The 24,844-nt window shown below is 60.2% G+C and carries 24 protein-coding genes and 1 pseudogene; 1 reads left to right on the forward strand and 24 read right to left on the reverse strand.

Annotation, left to right across the window (positions count from 1 at the left end; translation table 11 throughout):
* Nucleotides 1-55: 55 nt before the first annotated feature.
* The 17 genes from E5E96_RS04880 to E5E96_RS04960 all read right to left on the reverse strand — a co-directional run bounded on the left by E5E96_RS04880 (nt 56) and on the right by E5E96_RS04960 (nt 18,306).
* A complete protein-coding gene (locus E5E96_RS04880; protein WP_016352175.1) occupies nt 56-961 on the reverse strand; it encodes a M23 family metallopeptidase in 906 nt (301 codons plus the stop codon).
* Between the two features lie 140 nt (nt 962-1,101).
* The gene (gene lpxC / locus E5E96_RS04885) at nt 1,102-2,025 is read right to left on the reverse strand and encodes a UDP-3-O-acyl-N-acetylglucosamine deacetylase (RefSeq protein WP_171281662.1); all 924 of its coding nucleotides are present in this window, start codon (nt 2,023-2,025) and stop codon (nt 1,102-1,104) included.
* Between the two features lie 101 nt (nt 2,026-2,126).
* Nucleotides 2,127-3,278: a cell division protein FtsZ gene (gene ftsZ, locus E5E96_RS04890; protein ID WP_005305686.1), complete on the reverse strand. Its 1,152-nt coding sequence runs from the start codon at nt 3,276-3,278 to the stop codon at nt 2,127-2,129.
* Nucleotides 3,279-3,318: 40 nt separating this feature from the next.
* The gene (ftsA, locus tag E5E96_RS04895; protein WP_005305690.1) at nt 3,319-4,578 is read right to left on the reverse strand and encodes a cell division protein FtsA; all 1,260 of its coding nucleotides are present in this window, start codon (nt 4,576-4,578) and stop codon (nt 3,319-3,321) included.
* On the reverse strand, nt 4,559-5,311 hold the full coding sequence (locus E5E96_RS04900; RefSeq protein ID WP_017409434.1) for a cell division protein FtsQ/DivIB: 753 nt from the start codon (nt 5,309-5,311) through the stop codon (nt 4,559-4,561). The genes ftsA and E5E96_RS04900 overlap by 20 nt, the downstream gene beginning before the upstream one ends.
* A gap of 97 nt (nt 5,312-5,408) precedes the next feature.
* Nucleotides 5,409-6,863, reverse strand: coding sequence for a UDP-N-acetylmuramate--L-alanine ligase (gene murC / locus E5E96_RS04905; RefSeq protein ID WP_171281663.1), 1,455 nt, complete (start codon nt 6,861-6,863; stop codon nt 5,409-5,411).
* On the reverse strand, nt 6,860-7,945 hold the full coding sequence (murG, locus tag E5E96_RS04910; protein ID WP_011707580.1) for an undecaprenyldiphospho-muramoylpentapeptide beta-N-acetylglucosaminyltransferase: 1,086 nt from the start codon (nt 7,943-7,945) through the stop codon (nt 6,860-6,862). The genes murC and murG overlap by 4 nt, the downstream gene beginning before the upstream one ends.
* The gene (gene ftsW / locus E5E96_RS04915; protein ID WP_016352178.1) at nt 7,945-9,126 is read right to left on the reverse strand and encodes a cell division protein FtsW; all 1,182 of its coding nucleotides are present in this window, start codon (nt 9,124-9,126) and stop codon (nt 7,945-7,947) included. Before ftsW ends, murG begins: the two co-directional genes overlap by 1 nt.
* On the reverse strand, nt 9,123-10,406 hold the full coding sequence (murD, locus tag E5E96_RS04920; protein WP_171281664.1) for a UDP-N-acetylmuramoyl-L-alanine--D-glutamate ligase: 1,284 nt from the start codon (nt 10,404-10,406) through the stop codon (nt 9,123-9,125). Before murD ends, ftsW begins: the two co-directional genes overlap by 4 nt.
* Before the next feature lie 3 nt (nt 10,407-10,409).
* Entirely contained in the window at nt 10,410-11,492 is a 1,083-nt protein-coding gene (gene mraY / locus E5E96_RS04925; protein ID WP_011707583.1) for a phospho-N-acetylmuramoyl-pentapeptide-transferase, read from the reverse strand.
* Complete coding sequence (gene murF / locus E5E96_RS04930; protein ID WP_171281665.1) at nt 11,486-12,841, reverse strand: UDP-N-acetylmuramoyl-tripeptide--D-alanyl-D-alanine ligase; 1,356 nt, start codon at nt 12,839-12,841, stop codon at nt 11,486-11,488. The genes mraY and murF overlap by 7 nt, the downstream gene beginning before the upstream one ends.
* On the reverse strand, nt 12,838-14,322 hold the full coding sequence (gene murE / locus E5E96_RS04935) for a UDP-N-acetylmuramoyl-L-alanyl-D-glutamate--2,6-diaminopimelate ligase (protein WP_171281666.1): 1,485 nt from the start codon (nt 14,320-14,322) through the stop codon (nt 12,838-12,840). Before murE ends, murF begins: the two co-directional genes overlap by 4 nt.
* Nucleotides 14,303-16,057 carry a peptidoglycan glycosyltransferase FtsI gene (locus E5E96_RS04940; RefSeq protein WP_011707586.1) on the reverse strand — a complete coding sequence of 585 codons (1,755 nt, stop codon included), beginning with the start codon at nt 16,055-16,057 and terminating at the stop codon, nt 14,303-14,305. Before E5E96_RS04940 ends, murE begins: the two co-directional genes overlap by 20 nt.
* On the reverse strand, nt 16,054-16,368 hold the full coding sequence (gene ftsL, locus E5E96_RS04945) for a cell division protein FtsL (protein WP_005305726.1): 315 nt from the start codon (nt 16,366-16,368) through the stop codon (nt 16,054-16,056). Before ftsL ends, E5E96_RS04940 begins: the two co-directional genes overlap by 4 nt.
* 3 nt (nt 16,369-16,371) lie before the next feature.
* On the reverse strand, nt 16,372-17,310 hold the full coding sequence (gene rsmH, locus E5E96_RS04950) for a 16S rRNA (cytosine(1402)-N(4))-methyltransferase RsmH (protein WP_011707587.1): 939 nt from the start codon (nt 17,308-17,310) through the stop codon (nt 16,372-16,374).
* Nucleotides 17,311-17,769 carry a division/cell wall cluster transcriptional repressor MraZ gene (gene mraZ, locus E5E96_RS04955; protein ID WP_005305730.1) on the reverse strand — a complete coding sequence of 153 codons (459 nt, stop codon included), beginning with the start codon at nt 17,767-17,769 and terminating at the stop codon, nt 17,311-17,313. It lies immediately after the preceding gene.
* Between the two features lie 240 nt (nt 17,770-18,009).
* Nucleotides 18,010-18,306 carry a hypothetical protein gene (locus tag E5E96_RS04960; protein WP_017409426.1) on the reverse strand — a complete coding sequence of 99 codons (297 nt, stop codon included), beginning with the start codon at nt 18,304-18,306 and terminating at the stop codon, nt 18,010-18,012.
* A 257-nt stretch (nt 18,307-18,563) separates the two neighbouring features.
* On the opposite strand from E5E96_RS04960, the gene E5E96_RS04965 reads away from it, so the two are divergent.
* The gene (locus tag E5E96_RS04965; protein WP_171283202.1) at nt 18,564-19,418 is read left to right on the forward strand and encodes a lytic transglycosylase domain-containing protein; all 855 of its coding nucleotides are present in this window, start codon (nt 18,564-18,566) and stop codon (nt 19,416-19,418) included.
* 380 nt (nt 19,419-19,798) lie between these two features.
* Here E5E96_RS04965 and lafU read toward each other — a convergent pair whose 3' ends face one another.
* The 7 genes and pseudogenes from lafU to lafC form a co-directional block, all read right to left on the reverse strand.
* Nucleotides 19,799-20,746 (reverse strand): lateral flagellar motor protein LafU, encoded by a 948-nt coding sequence (gene lafU, locus E5E96_RS04970; protein WP_017409424.1) that lies wholly within the window; start codon nt 20,744-20,746, stop codon nt 19,799-19,801.
* Complete coding sequence (gene lafT, locus E5E96_RS04975) at nt 20,746-21,603, reverse strand: lateral flagellar motor stator protein LafT (protein WP_017409423.1); 858 nt, start codon at nt 21,601-21,603, stop codon at nt 20,746-20,748. The genes lafU and lafT overlap by 1 nt, the downstream gene beginning before the upstream one ends.
* Before the next feature lie 47 nt (nt 21,604-21,650).
* The gene (gene lafS / locus E5E96_RS04980) at nt 21,651-22,364 is read right to left on the reverse strand and encodes a lateral flagellar system RNA polymerase sigma factor LafS (RefSeq protein ID WP_029304703.1); all 714 of its coding nucleotides are present in this window, start codon (nt 22,362-22,364) and stop codon (nt 21,651-21,653) included.
* A 7-nt stretch (nt 22,365-22,371) separates the two neighbouring features.
* A complete protein-coding gene (gene lafF, locus E5E96_RS04985; RefSeq protein ID WP_039213955.1) occupies nt 22,372-22,830 on the reverse strand; it encodes a lateral flagellar basal body-associated protein LafF in 459 nt (152 codons plus the stop codon).
* A 38-nt stretch (nt 22,831-22,868) separates the two neighbouring features.
* Nucleotides 22,869-23,956, reverse strand: a pseudogene (gene lafE / locus E5E96_RS04990) (lateral flagellar hook-length control protein LafE).
* Nucleotides 23,947-24,099, reverse strand: coding sequence for a hypothetical protein (locus E5E96_RS22480; protein ID WP_253264705.1), 153 nt, complete (start codon nt 24,097-24,099; stop codon nt 23,947-23,949). The pseudogene lafE and the gene E5E96_RS22480 overlap by 10 nt, the downstream one beginning before the upstream one ends.
* Nucleotides 24,100-24,407: 308 nt before the next feature.
* A complete protein-coding gene (gene lafC, locus E5E96_RS05000; RefSeq protein ID WP_026141638.1) occupies nt 24,408-24,800 on the reverse strand; it encodes a lateral flagellar export chaperone LafC in 393 nt (130 codons plus the stop codon).
* Nucleotides 24,801-24,844: the final 44 nt, after the last annotated feature.

Genomic DNA, 24,844 nt, shown 5'->3' on the forward strand with positions numbered 1-24,844 from the left:
ACCAACTATTTCTGGTTATATAAGTGTTCCGTCACTGGAACCTGGAGAAAAAAACCTAACCCCGTCTGGCATTGAGAAAACGCGCGGGGTCCACCTGACGACCATCTTTCAACACTTCGTAATGCAAATGGACCCCGGTCGCGCGACCGGTGCGTCCCATCAAGGCAATTTTCTGGCCCTCATCGACCAGTGTGCCCACTTCGACCAGCAACTTGGAGTTGTGGGCATAGCGGGTCACCAAACCATTGCCGTGGTTGATCTCCACCATGTTGCCAAATTCCGGATGACGGCCCGCCCAGCTCACTACGCCCGGGCCCGTCGCCAGAATGGGGGTGCCGGGCTTGCCACGGAAATCCACCCCTTTGTGCATCTTGGCGCGACCGTTGAACGGATCGACCCGGCCACCAAAGCCAGAGGAGACCCAAACCCGCTCCTGCTTGACCGGTGTTCCGGAAATAAAGCCGGCATCGGTTATATGGTGATTCATGATGAAAGATTCAAGTACCGACAGCTGCTCTTCACGACTGCTGAGCTGCTGGCTGAGATGCTTCATGGAGTCCTGCAGCTCGTTGAGGCTGACTTCCAGATCCGCATCATAGGAGGGGCCGCCCATGGGGGGCAGCTCCTTGAAATTGAACTCTTCGGGATCGAGGTCGGCCTTTTCGGTCAGCCGCTCGCCGAGCGCGTTGAGACGACCCAGCTGCCCCTGCATGGTGCCCACCTGGGCGGCCAGCATGGCAAGCTGTTCGCGGGCTTCATCTGCTCCTTGCGTGGATTTTTGCTGTTCGGCCATGGCCAGCGCGACTTCCAGCGCCTCCATTTTTTGATGCCAGCTCTGCCAGAGCCAGCCACCACTCAGGGCCAATACAGTGAAGAAGATACCGCCGACCCAGGCCAGACGTTGTTTCGGTAAGTGCAACTTGCGTCGCTGCTTGCCATTGAGGATCAGGGTAATGCTCATAGAAATCAGTCTGCTCGGTCAGGTGTGGCCATTGGCCCGCACGGGAAATAAAACCGGGAGATAATCGGTATTACAGAATGGAGTAAACAAATGACGGAACGTCGGTGCGGAGAGAGGACCGACGTTCCGTTGCACAGCTATCAGGCCAGAACCAGACCGTTATCGTAGTAAGCGATGGGCGCTTTGTCGCCCTCACCCTCGAAGGTCACCAGTTCCCAGGCCTCCTGCTTGGCCAGCAAGGCACGCAGCAGCTTGTTGTTCAGGGCATGGCCGGTCTTGTAGGCACGGAATTCGCCAATGATGCTGCGGTTACACATGTAAAGGTCACCGATCGCATCCAACATTTTGTGTTTGACGAATTCATCTTCATAGCGCAGGCCATCTTCGTTCAGTACCCGATAGTCATCCAGCACCACGGCGTTTTCCAGGCTACCGCCCAGCGCCAGGTTCTGGGAACGCAGGTACTCGATGTCACGCATGAAACCGAACGTACGAGCACGGCTGATCTCTTTCACGAAAGAGGCACCGGAGAAATCCAGCACGCAACGCTGATTGCGTCCTTCAAATACCGGATGCTGGAAGTCGATCTCGAGATCCATCTTGAAGCCGTTGCGATAGGGGTGGAATTCCGCCCACTTGTCGCCGTCTTCAACTCGGATGCTCTGCTTGATCCGCACAAACTGCTTGGGCGTATTCTGTTCACGGATACCGACTTCTTGCAGCAGGTAGATAAAGGGGTGCGCACTGCCGTCCATCACCGGGATCTCGGGCGCATCAACCTCGACATAGAGGTTGTCGATGCCCATCCCGGCCAGCGCGGCAGAGAGGTGCTCAATGGTAGAGACTCGGACACCGGCTTCATTGACCAGAGCGGTACAAAGCACGGTATCACGCACCTGATCGGCATTGGCTGGCAGCTCAACCACAGGATTCAGATCGGTACGCAAGTAAACGATCCCTGTGTTAACAGGCGCCGGACGGAACGTCATTGTGACTTTCCGGCCCGAATGCAGGCCGACACCGGTGGCCTGGACACTCGTTTTCAAGGTTCTTTGTCTAATCATGGGCGTATCCGCTTAACAGCTCAAATTCCTGACCAGATGGTCGTTGCCGGGCCATCTTAGCACATTCCTTAAGCAACAAACAAACCAGCGTCATTAGAGGCTTAATCAGCTTGCTTGCGCAGGAACGCAGGAATATCGAGATAATCCGGTTCGCGACGAGCTTGCGGCTCGGCGTTGACCACCTTGGCCGGGGCCTCTTCCATCACGCGAGACTGCAGGGCTTCGCTGATCAGGGGCTGACGGGCCGGACGCTCTTGTACCATGTTGTTCTTCACCAGCGTGATGTCCGGCTTACGCTCGGCACCGATACCGGTGGCAACCACGGTCACACGCAGTTCGTCGTGCATTTCCGGGTCGATTACGGTACCCACCACCACGGTGGCGTTTTCGGAGGCGAAGGCCTTGACCGCGTTACCCACGGTTTCGAACTCTTCGATGGTCATGTCCATGCCGGCGGTGATGTTGACCAGGATGCCACGGGCACCGGCCAGATCCACGTCTTCCAGCAGCGGGCTGGAGATGGCTTTCTCGGCCGCTTCTTCGGCACGGTCATCACCGGAGGCGGAACCGGTACCCATCATGGCGGTACCCATTTCACGCATCACGGTACGCACGTCCGCGAAGTCGACGTTGATCAAGCCCGGACGGGTGATCAGCTCGGCAATGCCCTGTACCGCGCCAAGCAGTACATCGTTGGCAGCCTTGAAGGCGTCCAGCAGGGAGATGCCGCGGCCCAGCACCTTCAGCAACTTGTCGTTGGGGATGGTGATCAGGGAGTCGACGTTCTTGGACAGCTCTTCGATGCCGTGAGCCGCGAAGCCCATCCGCTTCTTCCCTTCAAAGGAGAACGGCTTGGTTACGACAGCAACTGTCAGAATACCCATCTCGCGAGCCACTTCGGCCACGATCGGTGCAGCACCGGTACCGGTACCGCCACCCATGCCGGCGGCGATGAACACCATGTCGGAGCCGGTCAGCAGCTCGCGCAGCGCTTCCCGATCTTCCATGGCCGCATCACGACCCACTTCCGGATTGGCTCCGGCACCCAGACCCTTGGTGATGCCACCGCCGATCTGCAGGGTTGTGTTGGCGCTGGAGTTACGCAGAGCCTGGGCGTCGGTGTTGACGGTAATGAATTCAACGCCTTCGATGTTTTGACGAACCATGTGCTCGACCGCGTTGCCGCCGCCGCCACCCACACCAATCACTTTAATGACGGCTTCGTCAGTGTGGCTATCCATAAATTCAAACATGTTGTCTCTCCGCTTTATTTGCCTGACTCAGCAAAATCTTTTAGAACTCGCCACGCAACCAGTTGCTGACCCGTTTGACCAGCCCACCTACGCTTGCCTTGGCGGCATATTCCTTGCTACTGCCGGTGGATTGATGGGTGCGGCCATACTGCAGCAACCCGACCGCGGTCGAGTACACAGGCGCCTGCACATAATCACTCAATCCCCGGATATTCATGGGCTCCCCTACCCGGACCTGGCTCTGGAAGATCTGCTCTGCGCACTCCACAATGCCTTCGATCTGGGCAGCGCCGCCGGTCAAGACCACACCGGCTGCAAGCTGATGCTTGACCCCCTGCGCTTTCAATTCGCTTTGTACCCGCACCAGCTCATCATTCACCATGGAGAGCAACTCGGTGTAACGGGGCTCAATCACTTCAGCCAGTGTCTGCCGCTGCAGGCTGCGCGCCGGACGGCCGCCGACACTGGGTACTTCAATATTGTCTTCCTTGCTGACCAGCCGGCCGAGGGCGCAGCCATAGCGCACCTTGATCGCCTCCGCATCCAGCGGCGGGGTGCCGAAGGCATAGGCGATGTCGCTGGTCACCGTGCTGCCGGCGTACGGGATCACCTTGGTGTGACGCAGGGCACCGCCGGTAAACAGCGACATGTCCATGGTGCCGCCACCGATGTCCACCACGCAGACACCCAGCTCTTTCTCGTCTTCGGTCAGCACGGCGTAGCTGGACGCCAGTGCGGAGAAGATCAGCTGATCCACCCGCAGACCCACCTTCTCCACACATTTCTCGATGTTGCGAGCCATGTCGTTGTGGCAGGTGATCAGGTGCACCTTGGCCGCCATCCGCACGCCGGAGAGGCCGACCGGGTTCTTGATCCCTTCCTGGTAGTCGATGGCGAACTCCTGGGGCAGCACATGCAGCACCCGGAGCTCATCGGACAACCGTACCGACTTGGCGGTGTGGATGACGTTGTCCACGTCTTCCTGGGTCACCTCTTCGTCGGAGATGGGCACCATGCCGGTTTCATTGCGACAGTCGATATGCTTGCCGGACAACCCCAGATAGACGGAGCTGATCTGGCAGTCGGCCATCATTTCAGCCTCTTCCACCGCGCGACGCAGGGACTTGACCACGGAATCAAGATCGTTGACCCCGCCCTTGTCCATGCCGCGAGAGGCGTGACTGCCCATGCCGATGACATTGAGCTCACCGTCTGGCAGCACTTCGCCAACCAGAACCGCCACCTTGGTTGTGCCGATATCCAGTCCGACAATCAGATTTCTATCTGCGGTTTTGGTCATTCACTTTCTCTTCGTTCTTCTTCCAGCCAACTGCCATTCCGGTGTCGTATCGAAGATCCACGTAAGCAACCCGCTCACGAGGCTCGATAACCGGAAAGGCATCGATAAACCGCTGCAGTCGAAGCGCAATATCCGAGCGCCCCAAAAACAGCTGAATGTTGCCATCCAGGGTCAGTTCCCAGGCATGGCGGGGGGTCAGATTCACCCCCAGCAGCTTGTACCCTCTGGCCGCCAGCTGCGCCTCGTATTGACGGCTGGCCTCCAGCACCTTGACGGCCTGATCTTCTGGCCCGGACAGCTGCATCAGAGGGGTCTTCACCCTGTCCGGCGCACTGAACACCTCACCCTTGGTGTTGACGAAGCGGTTGCCATTCCAGCGGGCCGCAACCGCCTGTTCGGTGAGATAGACCTTGATCTTGTTGGGCCACTTCTTGCGTACCGAGACCTGGGCCACCCAAGGCAAGGCGTTCAACCGCGCCTGCAATTCGTTCACATCCAACTCGAAGAAGTTGCGCAACTCGGCGCCATCCAGCACGGCGCTGCGCAGTTCATCGGTTTGCAAATACTGGTGTTGCCCCTGCAGCAACAGCTCGCTCATGGGCAACCGATTGGCATCCGTCAGCCAATCTTTAACATCCAGCGCGGTCTGGTAGAGGCCCCACATGACCAGGATGAAAAATCCCACCCCGGCGATGAAGCCCCCCTTGGTGCGCCCTTGTGCCCTTGCCTCCACCCGATCGATCCCCGTTTAACGCGCCATGCCGGCCCTTTGCAGACCGGTTCGCCATTATATAGGCCCCGGCTTGGCGGTCAAAATACTCATTGGGCCCTCAGGCGCCGGATTTCATGCTCTCGATGCTCAATTTCATCTCGCCGAGACGGCGAGCCAGTGCGCCGACGTTCCCTGCCCCCTGGGTCAGTACCAGATCGCCCTCGCCGACCAGCCCGGCCAGCACCGCCGGCACATCGTCCGGCGTCGCGACAAAGATGGGCTCCAGGCTGCCGCGGGAGCGGATGGAGCGGCACAGGGCACGGCCATCGGCGCCCGGAATGGGCTCTTCACCGGCGGCATAAACCTCCAGCATCACCAGCACGTCCACCTTGGAGAGCACGTCCGCGAAGTCTTCGTAGAGATCGCGGGTGCGGGTGTAGCGGTGCGGCTGGAACACCATCACCAACCGCTTCTCGGGCCAGCCGGCGCGAGCTGCATTGATGGTGACCTTGACCTCGCTCGGGTGGTGACCGTAGTCATCCACCAGCATGGCCCTGCCGCGACCGGTCTCGAACTCGCCATATTGCTGGAAGCGGCGACCCACCCCTTCAAACTTGGCCAGCGCCCGGATGATGGCATCATCGCCGATCCCGTCCTCGGTGGCGACCGCAATCGCCGCGGCGGCATTGAGCGCGTTGTGAATGCCGGGCAGATTGAGGGTCACCTCCAGCTCGCCGGCATCTTTGCGGCGCACCTGGAAGCGACTGCGGTTGCTGGTCTGCACGAAGTCCAGCACCTGTACATCGGCATCATCACTCAGGCCATAGGTGATGGTGGGACGGGCGATCTCCGGCAGCATGCCGCGGATCACCGGGTCATCCACGCACACCACGGCCAGCCCGTAGAACGGCAGGTTGTGCAGGAAGTCGATGAAGGTGGCCTTCAGCTTGGAGAAATCGCCACCATAGGTATCCATGTGATCCGCTTCGATGTTGGTCACGATGGAGACCATCGGCTGCAGATGCAGGAAGGAGGCGTCGCTCTCGTCCGCCTCGGCAATCAGATAGCGGCTGCTACCCAGGCGGGCATTGGTGCCGGCGCTGTTGAGCAAACCACCGATGACGAAGGTCGGATCCCGATCCGCTTCGGCATAGATGCTCGCCACCAGGCTGGTGGTGGTGGTCTTGCCGTGAGTGCCGGCGATGGCGATGCCGTGGCGGAAGCGCATCAGCTCGGCCAGCATCTCGGCGCGGCGCACCACGGGGATGCGCAGCTCGCGGGCGGCCAGCAGCTCGGGGTTGTCCTGCTTGATGGCGGTGGAGACCACCACCACGCTCGCCTCGTTCACGTGCTCGGCACTGTGGCCGACGAAGATGTGGGCACCAAGGGACTCGAGTCGCTCGGTCACCGCATTGCGGGCCAGATCCGAGCCGGTTACCTGATACCCTTCGTTGGCAAGTACTTCGGCGATACCGCCCATCCCGGCACCACCGATGCCGATGAAGTGGATGCGACGCACGCGGCGCATTTCAGGGATAACGGTACGCAGTTTTGCCAGTTCAACCTTGGTCATAGTTCTCTCTCAATCTGCCCGGTCGCCAGGCGTTTGCACTCGTCGGCAACCCGCTCGGCGGCATCGGTAATGGCCACGCGACGGGCGGCCTGGGCCATGTTCAATAGGGTTTCCCTGCGCCCGGCAAGCCAGGAGAGACGCGCAGCCAGCGAGGCCGTCGTCAGCTCGGATTGGGGCAGGAATTCAGCCGCACCACCGTCGACCAGGGTCAGGGCGTTACGGGTCTGGTGATCATCCACCGCGTGGGGCAGTGGTACAAAAATGGCAGCGACCCCGGCGGCAGCCACTTCGGAGACGGTCAGCGCCCCCGCCCGGCACACCACCAGATCGGCCCAGGCATAGGCACCGGCCATGTCCTTGATAAATTCACTCACTTCAGCCGCAACACCCTGCTTGGCGTAGGCTTCGGCCACGGCATCCCGATTGCCCTTGCCACACTGGTGACGTACCTCGATGGGTACACCAGCCGCCGCCACCGCTGGCGGCACCTGTTCGTTGAGCACCCGGGCCCCCAGGCTGCCACCGACGATCAGCAACCGCAGTGGCTCAGCGCCGCTGCGCAGTTGAGGATCCGGCAGCGCCACCACTTCAGGGCGTACCGGGTTGCCCACCACGGCGGTGCGACGGCTCGGCGCGAAGGCGCCCGGAAATGCCATCAGCACCCGCTTGGCGAGGCGAGCCAGCAACTTGTTGGTCAGGCCTGCAGCAGCATTCTGCTCGTGCAGCAGCAGCGGGATGCCGGACAGCCAGGCCGCCACGCCACCCGGGCCGGAGGCAAAGCCGCCCATGCCGAGCACCACGTCGGGGCGAATGGTCTTGAGCACCCGGCGCGCCTGCAGCACGGATTTGACGATGCGATAGGGCGCCACCAGCAGACGCTTGATGCCGTTGCCACGCACTCCCTGGATATCGATGAAGGAGATGGGGTAACCATGGGCAGGCACCAGCTCGGCCTCCATCCGGTCGGCGGTACCGAGCCAGTGAATGGTCCAGCCCTGGGCCTTGAGGCGATCAGCCACGGCCAAGCCGGGGAACACATGGCCCCCGGTACCGCCTGCCATCACCAACAGCGTCTTGCTCACTAAACCTCCCGCACGCGCGCCTGGGCACTGGCCTGGCGCAACTCGAAATCGATACGAATCAACATGCTCACCGCCACCATCATGATGATGAGGCTCGAACCACCATAACTGACCAGCGGCAGGGTCAGCCCCTTGGTCGGCATCATGCCGCTGGCTGCCCCCACGTTGACGAAGGTCTGGAAGCTGAACCAGATGCCGATGCCGATGGCCAGATAGCCTTCATACAGTCGCTCGGCCACCAGCGCCTGGTGCCCCAGCTTGAGCGCCTTGATTGCCAGCGCAAAGATGAGAAACAGCGCGCCCAGCACGCCCACATAGCCCAGCTCTTCACCCAGGATGGCGAACACGAAGTCGGTGTGTGCCTCCGGCAGGTACTCCATCTTCTGGATGGAGTTGCCAAGCCCCTCGCCAAACCAGCTACCACGGCCGAAGGCCATTAGCGACTGGGTCAGCTGGTAGCCGCTGCCGAACGGATCGGCCCAGGGGTCGAGGAAAGAGGTCACCCGTCGCATCCGGTACGGCTCGGCGATGATCAGGGTCACCACGGCGCTCACCCCCACCAGGATGAGACCGATGAACTGCACCAGGCGGGCGCCGGCCAGGAACAGCATGCCGAGCGAGGTGACGAACATCACCACCACCGAGCCCAGATCGGGCTGGGCCAGCAGCAGGATGGCCACTACGAACAACACCGCCATCGGCTTCATGAAACCGATGAAGCGCTCGCGCACCTCGCTCTGACGGCGCACCAGATAACCCGCCAGATAGACGAACAGCGCCAGCTTGCCGAACTCGGCCGGCTGCAGGTTGAAGGGGCCAAGCGGCAACCAGCGCACCGAGCCGTTGACGCTGCGGCCCACCAGCAACACCAGCACCAGCATGACGATGGCCAGCAGCAGCATGGGGCCGTTGTAGTGCTGCCAGCGCGCCATCGGCACCTGCAGCACGAACCAGGAGATGCCGAGCGCCATCAGCAGAAACAGGCCGTGACGCTTCACGAACATGAAGGGATCGTTGTTGATGGCGATCCCCTCCGGGATCGAGGCGGAAGCCACGATCACCAGACCCACCGCCATCAGCGCCAGCGCCAGCACGACCAGCTGCCGGTCATAGAGACCGGCAGGGCGCGCCGGCAACAGCCAGCGCTGCAAGAAGCCTGCGACTGCGCGAAGGGCGTTCATAACTTCTGTACCAGCTCGGTGAAACGATCACCGCGCGCTTCGAAAGACTTGAATTGGTCCAGGCTGGCGCAGGCCGGCGCCAGCAGCACCCAGTCGCCAGGTCTGGCATCGGCGGCCGCCTTGGCAACCGCGGCATCCAGATCCGCCACACGCTCGGTCTGCTCGCCCAGCGCCAGCAGCACCTCGGCATCCTGGCCGAAACAGTACATGTGATCGATCTGGCTGCCGAGCAGCGCCTGCACCGGGCCGAAATCCTGGCCCTTGCCCTGACCACCGGCCAGCAGCAGCAGACGGCCCTTCACCGACTCGCGCACCCCGGCCACGGCAGCCAGGGTCGCCCCCACGTTGGTGGCCTTGGAGTCGTTGATCCAGCGCACCCCGTTTACCTCCCGCACGAAGCGGGCACGGTGGGGCAACCCCTCGAAACGGCGCAGTACTCGCAACTGCGGCTCGCGCGGGATACCGACCGCATCGCACAGGGCCATGGCGGCCAGCGCGTTGGCCTGGTTGTGGGCGCCGACGATCTTCATCTCGTCCACCGCCAGCAACGGCTCGCCGTGCAGGGTCAGCCAGTGACGGCCATCCAGCTCGCAGCGACCGTAACCGTTGCAGTCAAGGCCGAAGCTCTGCCACACCTGCCCCACGTCGGGCAGGGTCTGGGCATCGTCGCGATTGATCAGGATGTGCTGTGAGTGCTGATGGATCTCCATCTTGGCGGCGCGATAGTCGGCCATGCCCTGATAGCGATCCATATGATCTTCACTGAGGTTCAATACCACGGAGGCGGCGGCGCGCAGGCTGTGGGTGGTCTCCAGCTGGAAGCTGGAGAGCTCCAGCACGCAGAGATCCATCGGCTGCTTGAGCAGCTCGAGCGCCGGCGTGCCGATGTTGCCACCCACCCCGACCTTGAGGCCGGCTTCGGCGATCATCTCGCCCACCAGGGTGGTGACCGTGCTCTTGCCGTTGGAGCCGGTGATGGCGATCACCGGCACCTGGGTCTCGCGCACGAACAGCTCGATGTCGCCGACGATGCGCACCCCAAACTCGGCAGCCGCTTGCAGTTCCGGCGTTGCCAGGGCAATGCCCGGGCTCGCCACTATCATGTGCGCCTGCTTGAGCAGCTCGCCATCCAGCCCGTGGATGAGTTCCACCTCGGGGGGCAGCTCGTCCTTGCCCGGCGGATTGGCGCGGGTGTCCATCACCAGCGGCGTCACGCCACGGCTGAGGAAGTAGTCGACGCAGGAGAGTCCGGTTTTGCCGAGTCCGATGATGATGACCATGGCTTACCTCACCTTCAGGGTGGCGAGGCCGAGCAGCACCAGCATGAGAGTGATGATCCAGAAGCGCACGATGACGCGCGGCTCCGGCCAGCCCTTCTTCTCATAGTGGTGATGGATCGGTGCCATGCGGAAGATGCGCACGCCGCGCAGCTTGTAGGACCCCACCTGCAGGATCACCGAGACGGTCTCCATCACGAAGACGCCGCCCATGATCACCAGCAGAAACTCCTGACGCACCAGCACGGCGATGGTGCCGAGCGCGCCGCCCAGCGCCAGGGAGCCCACGTCCCCCATGAACACCTGGGCGGGATAGGTATTGAACCAGAGGAAACCCAGACCCGCCCCGACGATGGCGGTACAGACGATCACCAGCTCGGAGGTATAGGGCACATAGGGAATATGCAGGTAGTTGGCGAAATTGACGTTGCCGGTGGCCCAGGCGATGAAGGCGAAGCCCCCCGCCACCATCACGGTCGGCATGATGGCGAGACCATCCAGGCCATCTGTGAGATTGACCGCATTGGAGGTGCCGACGATGACGAAGTAGGTCAGTACGATGAACATCAGCCCGAGTTGCGGCATCACGTCTTTGAGGAAGGGCACCACCAGCTGGGTCTGACCGTCGTGAGTGGCGGTGGCGTAAAGGAACACGGCCACCCCCAGCGCAACGGCGGATTGCCAGAAGTACTTCCAGCGGGCGATCAGGCCGTCGGTGTTCTTGCGCACCACTTTGAGGTAGTCATCGGCGAAGCCGATGGCGCCATAGGCGCCCAGCACGAACAGCACCAGCCAGACATAGGGGTTGTCGAGGCGACACCAGAGCAGCACCGAGATGAAGATGGCGGCGATGATCATCAGGCCGCCCATGGTCGGGGTGCCTTTCTTGCTCAGGTGCGACTCGGGACCGTCATTGCGGATCACCTGGCCGAATTTGAGGATCTGCAATCGGCGGATGAGGCGCGGCCCCATCCAGAGCGCCACCACCAGGCCGGTGATGATCGACAGGATGGCGCGAAACGTCAGGTAGGAGAAGACGTTGAAGAAGGTGAAGTGCGGGGTGAGCAGTTCCGCCAGCCAGACTAGCATGTGGCTGACTCCTGACGGTCTTTGACCATCTCGACGATATCTTCCATGCGGGAGCCGCGGGCACCCTTGACCAGGATCGCGATTTCTTGATGTGTATTTATCATTTGCGCAAGCACTTCAAACAACGACGCCTTGTTATCGAAATGTCGGCCAGCCGCGGCATCTGCGGTGTGGCGACTCTGTTCCCCTACGGTCAGCACGGCATCGAGGCCGCGCTCGCTGGCGTGGCGTCCGACCCGGGCGTGCTGCTCGGCGGACTCCTCGCCCAACTCCTTCATGTCACCGAACACCAGCACCTTGTAGCCGCTCATGGCGGTCAGGGCATCGATGCCCGCCAGTACGGACTCCACGCTGGCGTTGTAGGTGTCGTCCACCAGGGTGAGACCACCCCAGCGCTGGACGCAGAAACGGCCCTTGACCGGCGCCATCTGCTCGAGCCCGGCCTTGACCGAGGCGAGCAAGGCGCCGAGCGCCAGCGTGCCGGCGGCGGCGGCCAGGGCGTTCGCCACGTTGTGGCGGCCCGGAATGGCCAGGGTCAGGCTCACTTCACCCTGCGGGGTCACCATGACGAACTCGGCACAACCCTGCTGGTTGATCACCACGTTGCTGGCGTGGAACGGCTGACGCTGATCCTTGATGGAGAAGGCGCAGTGGATCCCGCGAGCCTGCCACTTCGACCAGAATTCGTTGTCGGCATTGACGATGGCGGTGCCGCCCTCGCCCAGCCCCTCGAAGATTTCGCTCTTGGCGTGGAATACCCCTTCCAGCGAGCCGAAGCCCTCCAGGTGCGCGGCCGCCACGTTGTTGATGATGGCGGCATCGGGTTTCGCCAGCGAGGTGGTCCAGGCGATCTCGCCCGGGTGGTTGGCCCCCAGCTCCATCACCGCAAACCGGTGTTGCGGCTCGAGGCGCAGCAGGGTCAGCGGCACCCCCACTTCGTTGTTGAAGTTGCCGGCGGTGGCCAGCACTTCCCCTTCCTGACGCAGGATGGCGGTCGCCATCTCCTTCACCGTGGTCTTGCCACAGCTGCCGGTGATGGCCAGCACTTTCGGGTTGATCCGCTCGCGCACCAGCCGGCCGAGGCGACCCAGTCCCTTGAGACTGTCGGCCACCACCAGCTGGGGGATCGCCAACGGCAGTTCACGCTCGACCAGCAGGGCCGATGCCCCGGCGGCCACGGCCTGCTCGCAGAAATCGTGGGCATCGAAACGCTCGCCGCGCAGCGCAACAAACAGCGCACCTGCGCCCAGGGTACGGGTGTCGGTGCTGACAGCCGTGATCGCTCCGTCTTCACCAATCAGACGGGCATCGAGTACCTGCGCCAGCTCGGCAAGCCTGAGGGTCATCATGCGAATGACTCCAATAATGTGTGCAAGGCGGCCGCGACGGTTTCCCGGTCGCTGTAGTGCCGCTTGTCGGTTCCAATGATCTGATAATCCTCGTGGCCTTTACCGGCCACCAGGATGATGTCCTGTTTGCTCGCCTGGCTCAGTGCCAGCTGGATTGCCTTGGTCCTGTCGTGCTCGATCTGCACGGCGCCGGGATCGCGAAGACCCGCCACCATGTCGGCCATTATCCGGGCCGGCTCCTCGGTACGGGGATTGTCATCGGTCAGGATCACGCGATCCGCATGCAGCTCTGCCATGGCGGCCATCATGGGACGCTTGCCGCGATCCCTGTCGCCACCACAGCCCACCAGGCACCAGAGCCGCCCTTCACAGTGCACCCGCAGGGCCTGCAAGGCCTTCTCCAGCGCATCCGGCGTGTGGGCGTAATCGACCACGGCGAGCGGCGCCTTGCCGCCACCGAAGCACTCCATGCGGCCGGTTACCGGCTGCAGTTGCGGCGCGCTGGCCAGCAGCTCGTCGAAGTCATAACCGAGCACCAGCATGGCGCCCATCGCGGCCAGCACGTTGCTGACGTTGAAGCGCCCGAGCAAGGGGGCGGATAATACACCATTCCCCCAGCTGGAGTTAATCTGCGTGCGAAAACCTTGCTGGTGGAAATGGGGACCCTGCGCCGTCAGCTGTCGCCCCGGGTGACCGGCCACCGGGCCGTGCACGCTGAACGCCACGGCGGCCGGATAGGCGGCCAGCCATTGGCGGCCCAACCGGTCGTCGGCATTGAGCACGGCGCAGGGTTCGTCCACCAGTTTCAGCAGCTCTTCCTTGGCGGCGCCGTAGGCCTCCATGGTGCCGTGATAGTCCAGATGATCCCGGCTCAGGTTGGTGAACACGGCGGCGGCAAACGGCAGGGCCGCGACGCGATGCTGTACCAGGCCGTGGCTGGACACCTCCATCGCCACCAGATCCGCCCCCTGCGCTTGCAGAGCGGCCAGATTGGCCTGCACCTGCACCGCGCTGCCGGTGGTGTTTTCCGCTTCCACCAGCTCGCCGAACAGGCCGTTGCCAATGGTGCCCATCACCCCGGCCTTGCCCCCCAGCAGGGTGCGCCAGTTGGCCACCAGCAGCGCCGTGGTGCTCTTGCCGTTGGTGCCGGTGATGCCCACCAGATCCAGCTTGCTGGCCGGCTGGTCGTAGCAATAGCCGGCCAGCTCGGAGAGCCTGGCTGGCAGATCCGGGATCCCGAGACAAGGCACGCTCAGCACCGGTGCCACGAATTCACCGTCCTCTTCAAACAGTACGGCGGTCGCTCCCTGAGCCACCGCCTGTTCGATAAACCGTCTGCCATCCACCTGATGCCCGCGAATCGCCACGAAGAGACAACCGGGCCCGACCTGCCGACTGTCCAGCTGGATGTCGGTAAGCGCGAGCGCCGGGGCAGTAATGCCAAAGGGGCGCATCAGTTGATCAAGTGCGCGGGACAACATTGGAAGCCTCCGTACGGGCAAGTTTGGTGGGCACCGCAGGCGGCACCGCGTCAGGACGAATATTGAAGAGCTGCAGCACCCCGCCCATGGCCTCGGCAAACGGCGGCGTTGCCACGGCGCCACCGTAGTAGGCGTCGCCCTTGGGCTCGTTGATCACCACTACCATGACGAAACGGGGATTGCTGGCCGGGGCGAAACCGGCGAACCAGGCCATGTAATCCTTGCCGTAGCCACCCGCGACCGCGACCTTGGCGGTACCACTCTTGCCGCCGACCCGGTAACCGGGGATCTGCGCTTTGGGAATGGCATTGCTGACCACGTACTCCAGCGCCTGCAACATGGCGGTGGCGTTGTTGTGATCGATGACCTGCTCCCCCTTGGGCGGCTCGGTCACCTTGACGATGGAGAGCGGCACCCGCTTGCCCTTGTTGGCCAGGGTGGCATAGGCGGAGGCCAGCTGTAGCGGGGTGACCCGCAGGCCATAACCGAACGACAGGGTGGCCCGTTCGATATCGGACCAGCGCCGGCGCTGGGGCAGCATGCCGCTGCTTTCGCCCATCAGACCGCTACCGGTGTCCATCCCGAAGCCCACCATGCTGAGGGTGTTGATCATCTCCTGCGCCGGCATCCGCAGCGCGATGCGCGACATGCCGATGTTGGAGGAGTAGCGCAGGATGTCGTACAGGTTGGTCGCCTTGTGGATACTCACGTCGCGGATCTGCTTGGCCCCGATAAAGAGCGGGCCACCCGGAATGGTGTCCTTCCAGCTGGTAACGCCGGCTTGCAGGGCGCTGAGCAGGATCAGCGGCTTGACGGTGGAGCCCGGCTCATAGGTATCGGTCACCACCCGGTTGCGTACCCGGAAACTCTGATACTGACCGCGATTATTGGGGTTGTAGGAGGGGGTGTTGACCATGGCGAGCACCTCGCCGGTCTTGACGTCCAGCATCACCATGGAGCCGGAGGTCGCCTTGTTCTCGTCGGTGGCGCGCTTGAGCGCCCGGTAGGCCAGCGCCTGCACCCGTTGATCGATGCTCAGTTGCAGGTCGTTGGCGTTCTTGCCCTCTTTGACCAGACCAAGCCGCTCGATGACCCGGCCCTGCCTGTCCTTGCGCACACGCATCTCACCAGGGGTTGCCGTCAGCCACTCGTTGTAGCTGCGCTCTATCCCCTCGATGCCGCTACCGTCGATGTTGGTTACCCCCACCAGGTGGGCGCTGATCTCGCCGGTCGGGTAGAAACGGCGCGCCTCGGGGCGCAGATAGATGCCGCCCAGCTTGAGGCCCTTGATGTATTCCGCCACCGCCGGCGTCACCTGACGCTGCAGGTAGACGAAGCGCTTGCTCGGGTTGGAGATGCGGTGCTTGAGAGTGTTGATGTCGAGCTTGAGCACGGCGGACAGGGCCAGCCAGGCCCGCTCGTTATGGATGGCGCCAGACTCGTGCACCGTCTTGGGATCGGCCCAGACGGCTTCCACAGGAACCGACACAGCCAGCTGCTCGCCGTTGCGATCGGTGATCATGCCGCGCACCGCCTGAGTGGCAGTGGTACGCAGCGAACGCATGTCCCCTTCCTGACGCAGCCGATCCGGGTCGATCACCTGGATCCAGGCCAGTCGCAGGATCAAGCCGGCAAACGCAATGCCGATGAAGAACACCAGCGTGCGAAAGCGCCACGGATAGAGTGACGGAGCTTTGACCTTGGGTTGGGCCTTGGCGGAAGCCTTGCGTTTCATGGTTGTGTAATTACCTTCTCGGTGGTCACCAGCGGGCGAGCCATCTGCAACTTGTCCATGGCCAGACTCGCCACCCGGGAGTGCTCGGCCAGCGTGCCCTGCTCCAGCAACAGGTGCCGCCATTCGATATTGAGCCGATCCTCCTCCGCCATCAGGTCGTTCTGCTTGGCCGTCAGACCGCGGGTCATGTTGGTCACCAGGATCACTGCAAAGGCGGTGATCAGCACGGCGATGGCCAGCACCACCTGCAGCTTGTGTCGCCAGAGATCACCGAGGATCTCCCTGGCCAGATGGACGCGCACCTCGCTCATGGCTTACTCCGCCAACCGCTGGGCGACCCGCAGCACCGAGCTGCGGGATCGGCTGTTTTCATTGACCTCGTGCTCGGAAGGCTTGAGCGCCTTGCCGACCGACTTCAATTTGCGACCGCCAGCCAACTGGGCCTCGGTCAACGGAATGCCGTGCGGCACTTCCGGCCCTTTCTCATGCTTGCGAATGAAATGCTTCACCAGCCGATCTTCCAGCGAGTGGAAGCTGATGACAGAGAGACGACCTTCCGGTGCCAGCACCTGCAGGGCACCGTTGAGCGCTGTCTCGATCTCGTCCAGCTCGCTGTTGATGTAGATGCGGATGGCCTGGAAGCTGCGGGTGGCGGCGTGCTTGCCCTTCTCCTTGCTCGGATTGACGCGGGCAATCATCTCCGCCAGTTGACGGGTGCGGACATAGGGCTCGGTCACCCGATCGTGCACGATGGCACGGGCGATCTTCTTGGCGAAACGCTCCTCACCGAAGGTCTTCAGCACCCAGGCAATGTCGTCCACGTCGGCACGAGCCAGCCATTCGGCGGCGCTCTGACCGGAGGTGGGGTCCATCCGCATGTCGAGCGGACCGTCCTTCATGAAGCTGAAACCGCGCTCGGCATCGTCTAGCTGGGGAGAAGAGACCCCCAGATCCAGCAGGAAACCGTCTACCTTGCCCAGCAGGCCACGTTCATCCAGGTAGGAGGCAATACCGGAGAAGGGGCCGTGCACGATTTCGAAGCGCGGATCCTGGATCTTGGCCGCTTCGGCAATGGCTTGGGGATCCCTATCAATGGCGATCAGCCGGCCGTTGGGGCCAAGCTGCTGGAGAATGAGACGAGAGTGACCACCCCGGCCAAACGTACCGTCGACGTAGATGCCGTCCGGCTTGATGGCCAGCCCTTCAACGGCTTCGTGCAGCAGCACTGTGATGTGTTCAGCGGCTTGGGTCATTTATAAAGAGAAATCCTGTAGTCGTGGCGAGCTTGCCCAGTCGTCTTCGGGCAAGCCCTGAATGTCATCATTGACCTGTTGTTGCCAGCGGGCTTCATCCCACAGCTCAAACTTGTTGAGCTGGCCCACCAACATGATCTTCTTGTCCAGCCCGGCGTGGCTGCGCAGTGGCTGGCTGAGCAGCAGACGGCCATTGCCGTCCAGCTCGCATTCGGTCGCATGCCCAAGCAACAGCCGCTGCAGGCGGCGCTCAAGGGGATTCATGCTGGAGAGCGTCTTGAGCTTGCGCTCGATCTCTTCCCATTCGTTCAGGGGGTAAAGCAACAGGCAGGGATGGGCAATATCGATGGTGCAGACCAGCTGACCCTCGCTTTCGTCGCGCAGCCAATCACGGTACTTGGTCGGAATCGCCAATCGCCCCTTGCTGTCGAGGCTGATGGCATGCGCACCACGCAACAAATTGCAGTCCCTGAAAATGAGTTAAAGGGGGCAAACCGCCCGATAAAAACCACTTTGATCCACTTTTCCCCACCTTGAAGTTTAAGGACGTGCTGAGGGCTTTTCAAGCGAGGATCTCGGGCATGGGGAACATATTGACGCAGCGTTTCAGCAGCGAGGATTAAATGAGTTGATTTTCCACAAGTTATTTGCGCAAGAGGTGTATCGATTAATTAGCTGTCGACCTGAATGCCGACTCTGTCAGGGGGAAATAATGAAGCGGAACAACACCACGGCACACAAGATGATGCTAACACCGACCACGGGATAAATGATGTAGCCATCCCCGGCACGTCGAGCTCGCAGGCAGACCAGCTGGCAAAGCAGCAGATTGTAGATAATCAGCAGGAACGTCAGCAGGATATTGGTACCAAATGCCAGCTCTCCGGCATGCACGACATAAAGTCCCATCAATACAAAATTGGCGAGAATCAAATACAGTAGAAATTTCTGGATCGCCTTGCCCGCTTTTGGGGTCTTTTTTACTCGTGCTATCATGCTTATCACATCCTGGATTCCACATGAACAGTCGACAAAAACTATCGAAAACTGTTGAGATACATCATGTTTTTATTTTTTAGCGCTGCTTGCCTTTCCCCCATATCATGACTCGAGCTATCCGCTGGCTAGTTAGCGTACTGCTAATGACTCCGCCTTATTGTTATTCCTATCATAACTATCATTGGCAGGCTGGTTTTCCTACCCCAATACAAGGAAAAGGAGCTGATCTGGTCACTCAGCAAACCCAGTTTCTGTTGAAGCAACGAGATCACCTGCAAAGACGACTGGCGCAATCCCAGCCAATGATCCGCTGGGTAGAACAACAGGTTAGCGCTCGCAAGTTGCCCAGTATGCTGGCCTTTTTGCCACTGATTGAGAGCAGTTATCGCCTGGATGTGGTATCGACAGCAGGAGCCGCAGGTCCCTGGCAGTTGATGCCGGACACAGCCGCACGCTTCTCCATTCCCATGATGCCAAGCTTTGATGGCCGCTACTCCTTGCCTCTTGCGACCGATGCTGCGCTTTCCTATCTCAGCTGGCTTCATCAATTCTTTGGGCAGGATTGGTTACTGGCGCTGGCGGCCTATAACGCGGGGGAGGGCCGAGTGCTGAAAGCTGTGCTCAATGCAGGTACGCGCAATGTATGGGAGCTGCAGTTACCCACGGAAACACGCCTCTATGTGGCTCGCTTTATCGCGCTAGCCCAATTGCTTGATCGAGCAGAACAACACCACCTCACCCTGCCCTCCTGGCAAGCAGGAGAAAATATTCAGGTAGCCATGCATCCTGGCAGTTGCTCCCTGTTGCAGTGGGCCATGACAAAGGGGGTAGCGATGAATGAAGCAAGCCGCTGGAACCCGGCGTGGCAGCTTCCCGATGCTCCCGGAATCACCAACTGTCCCATCGTCTACAGCCGGGGAGGCTCTCCTGCCCCGACACACCAAAACAGCAAAGCGGTGTTTCGCAAGGCAGTGTCACTGGAAAGCTTGCATGACCCCTTGTTGCTGCAAGCGGCAAGAGGATTGGATATGAGTCGGGGTAAGATCAATCTGGATGCGTTACAGGATCCACTGGGGCTGGACACGAGGCGCCCGCCCCTGTTGCCATGAAACAGTGACGCCAGTGGCTGAGTACCGGTGAGAGATCAACTGACTCAGGAACTGACCAGCGGGCACCATAGAAACTGAGATATTGCCCGATGGCTCGTCGATGGGTGATACGGCAATCGAGCACAATCCGGGGGGAGAGAGACAAACTGACAGTCTCGGGCAAGATGAAACGGGCAGGAGCCAGAAAACCAACGCCTCCCGGTCCAATATCCTTGATCACTGCCCTGCCAATGCTCTTGTCAAACAGCAAACCAGAGACCATCAACCGCGCAGCAATGCCGCAGCTTTGTGATTCCAAGGGGGTAGTACCGTCGTGTAGATACCAGCGGGGTACCTTGCGGCGGGGATCATTGAACTCGCTCGGTCCCGACAGCGCTACTTCAAGGTTGTCCATGGGAAGTTTCGTCCTTGGCCTGCTTCACGGCGGCTTGCGTTTGTGCGCTAAACAGTTGTTCCAGATTCTTTTCTGCCTGACTGGTCATCACCAGCAGCTCAATCCGGCGATTCTGGCTGCCCCGTGGGTCAGCCGTATTCTCCAGCATGGTATCCGACATGGCGACGACCTGCCCTACTCGTTCCGGAGGCATGCCACCGGCCAGCAATACCCGCCTTGCCATCATGGCGCGGTCGGATGACAGCTCCCAGTTACTGTAATTATCCCCCGCGAAAGGGGTGCTGTCGGTATGACCCGAAATCATGACTCGATTTTCGACGCGTTGAAAAATCGGAGCCAGCGCCATCAGCATATGTCTGAAGAAGGGGCTGATGCGAGCACTGCCACGGCTGTACATCTCCCGCTCGTCATCATCACGAATGAGGATCCGCAGACCCTGCGGGACCAGCTGTAACTCCAGATTATTTTTGGCCTGCATCTGCTCAGCCAGCGAGCCAATGAAACCGGCCAGCTGTTTCATCTGTGCCTCGCCTTCAATTTTTCCGACCAACAGACTTTCATAACCACCGCTGGCACCATCAGAAAAAATACTGCGATCCCGCTCCATGTGCCTCGGCATCCTCTGCCCTTGTTCTACGAACTTGGGACTGAGTTCTTCCAATACAGAAGGATTACCACCCAGATCAACCGGATAGGGGCTATTTCTGATATCGAATGGATTGGCCTCGCTGTCCATGATGCTGTAATCACGCAAACGGCTGGCAACGACTTCACGCTCCTCCTGGCTGGAAACAGCCAGGATCCAGAGCACCATGAAAAATGCCATCATTGCCAAGGTAAAATCAGCAAAGGCAACTTTCCAGGCCCCGCCCCCCTTGGGCGCACTATTACGCCGTTGCTGGCGTTTGATGATGATCTGTTCGTGATTGCGCATTACATGGCCCTGTTGGTCACCCAATCTTCCAGTTCAAGGAAGCTGGGTTTCACATCGGGCTCCAACATCTTACGGCCCGAGTCAACCGAGATCAGCGGGGTTTTGCCGCGCAACTGGGCGATCAGAATAGACTTAATGCACATGAGCAGCCCGATCCGCCGTTTGACCATCTCTTCCATGGCATTGCTGATAGGCTCAAGCAGGCAGTAACAGAGGAAGATACCGATGAAGGTGCCTACCAGCGCTGCAGCGACATGCACACCGATATTGCTCAGCGGGCCGTCCAGTTGCTGCATGGTAATGATGATCCCCATCACGGCTGCCAAGATCCCAAAACCTGGACAAGCTTCCCCGGTCTTGTGCAGTGCGTGCGCCGGCTTGAGCATGTCTTCCTCGATGGCCATGATCTCCTGTTCCAGCACGGTATCCAACTCATGAGGCGTGATCTTGCCCATACCCAGCAAACGTAGGTTGTCGATAATGAAACCGAGCAACTGGGGATCTTCCGATATCTGGGGATACATCAGAAACACCGAACTCTGCTGCGGGTTCTCAATGTGCTCATCCAGCGCCTTCATGCCCTTGTTGCGCGTCTCCTCCAGCAATTGATGCATCAGGGTCAGCAGCTCACGATAGATCTCTTTTTCATCCTTGTTGGATTTGAAGCACAACTTCATCTGCCGCCACATCTCATGCATCACTTCCTTTGAATTGCCTAGGAACATGGAGCCCACCGCAGCCCCGATGATGATGATCAGCTCGGCAGGCTGCCACAAGGCAATGGGCTTGCCACCCGCCATCATGAAACCACCCAGCACACATATGAAAATGACGCCAAGGCCTATCTGTTTTTGCATGAACGCTCCCGCAGAATTCAAGGATCCTCACCAGGGATGGTGAAGCGTTAATAAATGGAGTCGACCAAACGCTGCTTGAGCTGAAGGACACACTGCTTGTGCAACTGACAAACCCGAGACTCCGTCAGCCCCAGCACCAGGGCAATCTCTTTCATGTTCAGTTCTTGCTGATAGTAGAGGGAGAGCAGCAGCTGCTCACGCTTGTCGAGCGAGGTTAGCGCCTTGCTGATGGTCATCGCCATATCGACATCATCGGATTCGGTAGCTGGCGCCTTGCCGCCGTTCTCCAGCCACTCCTCCAGGCTATGCAGCGCTTCAGCCTGACTGGCATAGGCCAGCTGGCGCACTTCCTCGATGGAGCACTCCAATACCGATGCCAACTCCTGCTCTGATGGAGGTCGTCCCAATCGGTTGTGCAATTCACGCTGGGCCTGATTATGACTGTGTACTTGCTGCCGCAGTTGGCGCGGCCGCCAATCCAGGCGGCGAAGCTCATCCAGCATGGCCCCACGGATCCGCTTGAAGGCATAACTCTCAAACTGGGCATCAGGCTCGCTGTCGTATCGGCGCCAGGCTTCCAGCAGCCCCATCATGCCAACCTGTTCCATATCTTCCTGATCGAAGCAAGCCGACACCTGACTGCGCAAGTGACTGGCCGCTCGCTTCACCAGCGGCAAATATCGGGTCAGTATGGCCTGCTCGCCCGTACGGGGAGGAGAAGCGCTGAACTCATGCGGGCTATCCCAGTCGACATCGATCATATATGCGTTACTGCACCAGCACTTTGGTGATCAACACCTCATCCAGATAGGTCTTGTAACCATAACTCTGCAACGTGGTGACCAGCTTGCCCAGTAGAGAACTTTGCAGTGCAGTGATGTTCTGCAGCTCTTTCTTCACGTCATCGTGGGTACGGTGACTGAAATACTGCACCATGGCATTGCGGATCAATGGTGTCAGCTCATTGAGCGAATTGAGCTGTGCCGGATTGTGGGTCACCAAAGCCAACTCGAGTACGAGATAATGGGACTCAACACCCCCTTCCAGGCTGATGACAAAGCGCTCCATCGGCTTGAACAGCGGAGTGGCACTGAGCTCGGGTTTTGGCTCAGCCAATCCCAGCCATACGGCAACCAGATCTCGCTTCAAATAGGCCCCATAGGCCAGAACGGCCAGTAGGCACAGAGCCATCACGCCCATCATCAACCACTTAACCACTCGCCGCATAATATGAAATCACTCTCGCTATTGCCGGATAATAAAAATCAAACCAGGGTGTTCAACCAGTCACGTCCACTGCTATCGGCAGGCTCGAACTCTTTCTGCCATTGACGTCGTCCGGCCATGATCTGCTGTTGTTGCCATTTACCCTGGCGCTCTTGCTCCCCCCCTGACCCACGTTGACCTCGACTCCCCCCGCATGATGGGGAGTCAGGCTCATCCGCAAGCGTTCCATCGACTGGATCAAGGCCTCGCGCACCGCAGGATTGGTTACGTTGAGCTGAACATTGAGGCGATCCCCCTCAAGACGCACAGTCAACTCGAGTCGGCCCAGTTCGGGGGGGTCAAGCCGGATATGGGCCTGCTTGATCTGCTGGTTGACCTGAAGCTCCACCTTGTCTTTCAGCACATCCATCAGCTGCTGTCCCCACTGAGCGGGGTTGTCGGCCAACTTCACAGGAGCCCATTGATACTCGGCAGATTTGGGGGGTGCCGCAGGCGTCAGATTGCTGATCACACCTTTCACATCGGCAAAGGTGGATTCACGTTCACCGGCACCGTCGCTCGCAAGCAGGGGCTGCACACTGGCAATCACCTTGTCACGCAATACCGGGTCCATTGTCTGCCTAGCAGGCTGTGTGCCCATGCGGTTGGATGCATCCGTACTGGAGACGAACACCCTATTTTCACTCTGAGGACCCGCCGTCTCCCCTGCTACTTTGTTGTAATCAGAACGACCATAGGCAGACAGTGAACGCAATACCGCCGAGACAGCTGACGACCCGTCAGGTCGGACAGACTCAACACCTCCACCAGTTGTTGCGGCTACAGGTTGTGCCTGGCGCAGCATCGACAGTCTCGCAGCATCATCGGTCAAGAGGAAAACGGGGGGCAGGTTGCTGAAAGAATCCAACTGCTCTGTGGCATCATCTCGCTGCTCATCAGTCACATCCGGCTCTTTCTCGTCGATGGTTTCAACTGGCAAAGGCAATGCCACCTGCTCTTCCATGAATGGCAAGTCCAGCGGCTGGTATGTGTCGCCCTGGCCATCAGGCTGCCGGGAAAGACGATTGAATCCTGCGGAATCAAGCGCAGCCAAGCCATCAAGGCCTGGGAACTGAATCATACCCATTCCTGTACCTCGCCATAGGCTTGCAACCCTTCCCGCTTCTGGGACAACTCCTGCCACTCCCGTTTACGCAAGGCCGTCTCTTGCTGGCAAAGCAGCAGGGCCTCCTGCTGCCAGGATCGCACCTGATCCCTGGCAGGTTGCATGGCGGCCCATAATTCTGGCTGCCCTTGCATATGCTGAATGAACTGGGACAATCGGCTATCAGCCAAACGAACGGCATCCCACTGGCTGGCGCGGGCCTGCTGCAATATCAGACGCCCCAACCCCAGCAGCTGACGCTGGCGAGTCTCATGCTCTGCAGTAAGTTGCTTAGTTCCGGTTACCGACATGGTGATGGCCCCCAATGAAAATGACCTTGCCAGCTAGCAAGGAGCAGGCCAGCTGAGAAACACAGGAATTCAGGAGAATGCTCAGGGATCAGTCCGGGGGCGAAGGAAGCATCACTTCCGCATCAGCGAGGATGACGCGCCATTGCTTCCCAACCTTCCTTCAACTCCAGCAGGATACGACGCACTTCGGCGAACCCGGCCACATCGTTCGATACGCTGATTTCAAACAGGCGCTGACCACAATAGTCATAGAGACGATGCAGGTTGACAGCAAGCTCCCCGCCCTTCTCCATGTCCAGCGCACTGTCCAGTCCCCCCAGGATCTGCAGGCATTTGTTGATAGCTTGTCCTTTTCGCTCAAACTGCTTGGCCAGAATATGGCCTTCCGCCCGGGCCATTTCATCGAGCAGCCCATCCATCAACATCAGCACTAGCTGATGTGGGTCCGCACTCGCCGCCTTGGCCTGGGTAGCGGCGAATTGGTAGGCATCGTAGCCATCTTGATCTTCAAACATGTACAACTCGCTTGTTCCGGAAAGATGCCACAGACAGCAGGAAG

Source organism: Aeromonas sp. 1805 (genome assembly GCF_013085525.1).
Classification (GTDB): domain Bacteria; phylum Pseudomonadota; class Gammaproteobacteria; order Enterobacterales; family Aeromonadaceae; genus Aeromonas; species Aeromonas hydrophila.

What these genes read in the sequence shown, in the direction of transcription:
- lafU (WP_017409424.1), bottom strand. Translation starts at nt 20,746, where the DNA reads ATGCGCAATCACGAACAGATCATCATCAAACGCCAGCAACGGCGTAAT.
- lpxC (WP_171281662.1), bottom strand. Translation starts at nt 2,025, where the DNA reads ATGATTAGACAAAGAACCTTGAAAACGAGTGTCCAGGCCACCGGTGTC.
- ftsW (WP_016352178.1), bottom strand. Translation starts at nt 9,126, where the DNA reads ATGAACGCCCTTCGCGCAGTCGCAGGCTTCTTGCAGCGCTGGCTGTTG.
- mraY (WP_011707583.1), bottom strand. Translation starts at nt 11,492, where the DNA reads ATGCTAGTCTGGCTGGCGGAACTGCTCACCCCGCACTTCACCTTCTTC.
- lafT (WP_017409423.1), bottom strand. Translation starts at nt 21,603, where the DNA reads ATGCAAAAACAGATAGGCCTTGGCGTCATTTTCATATGTGTGCTGGGT.
- E5E96_RS04940 (WP_011707586.1), bottom strand. Translation starts at nt 16,057, where the DNA reads ATGAAACGCAAGGCTTCCGCCAAGGCCCAACCCAAGGTCAAAGCTCCG.
- lafS (WP_029304703.1), bottom strand. Translation starts at nt 22,364, where the DNA reads ATGATCGATGTCGACTGGGATAGCCCGCATGAGTTCAGCGCTTCTCCT.
- ftsZ (WP_005305686.1), bottom strand. Translation starts at nt 3,278, where the DNA reads ATGTTTGAATTTATGGATAGCCACACTGACGAAGCCGTCATTAAAGTG.
- lafF (WP_039213955.1), bottom strand. Translation starts at nt 22,830, where the DNA reads ATGCGGCGAGTGGTTAAGTGGTTGATGATGGGCGTGATGGCTCTGTGC.
- murF (WP_171281665.1), bottom strand. Translation starts at nt 12,841, where the DNA reads ATGATGACCCTCAGGCTTGCCGAGCTGGCGCAGGTACTCGATGCCCGT.
- rsmH (WP_011707587.1), bottom strand. Translation starts at nt 17,310, where the DNA reads ATGACCCAAGCCGCTGAACACATCACAGTGCTGCTGCACGAAGCCGTT.
- murD (WP_171281664.1), bottom strand. Translation starts at nt 10,406, where the DNA reads ATGGTCATCATCATCGGACTCGGCAAAACCGGACTCTCCTGCGTCGAC.
- murC (WP_171281663.1), bottom strand. Translation starts at nt 6,863, where the DNA reads ATGACCAAGGTTGAACTGGCAAAACTGCGTACCGTTATCCCTGAAATG.
- E5E96_RS04960 (WP_017409426.1), bottom strand. Translation starts at nt 18,306, where the DNA reads ATGATAGCACGAGTAAAAAAGACCCCAAAAGCGGGCAAGGCGATCCAG.
- ftsA (WP_005305690.1), bottom strand. Translation starts at nt 4,578, where the DNA reads ATGACCAAAACCGCAGATAGAAATCTGATTGTCGGACTGGATATCGGC.
- lafC (WP_026141638.1), bottom strand. Translation starts at nt 24,800, where the DNA reads ATGTTTGAAGATCAAGATGGCTACGATGCCTACCAATTCGCCGCTACC.
- E5E96_RS22480 (WP_253264705.1), bottom strand. Translation starts at nt 24,099, where the DNA reads ATGCAACCTGCCAGGGATCAGGTGCGATCCTGGCAGCAGGAGGCCCTG.
- ftsL (WP_005305726.1), bottom strand. Translation starts at nt 16,368, where the DNA reads ATGAGCGAGGTGCGCGTCCATCTGGCCAGGGAGATCCTCGGTGATCTC.
- murE (WP_171281666.1), bottom strand. Translation starts at nt 14,322, where the DNA reads ATGTTGTCCCGCGCACTTGATCAACTGATGCGCCCCTTTGGCATTACT.
- E5E96_RS04880 (WP_016352175.1), bottom strand. Translation starts at nt 961, where the DNA reads ATGAGCATTACCCTGATCCTCAATGGCAAGCAGCGACGCAAGTTGCAC.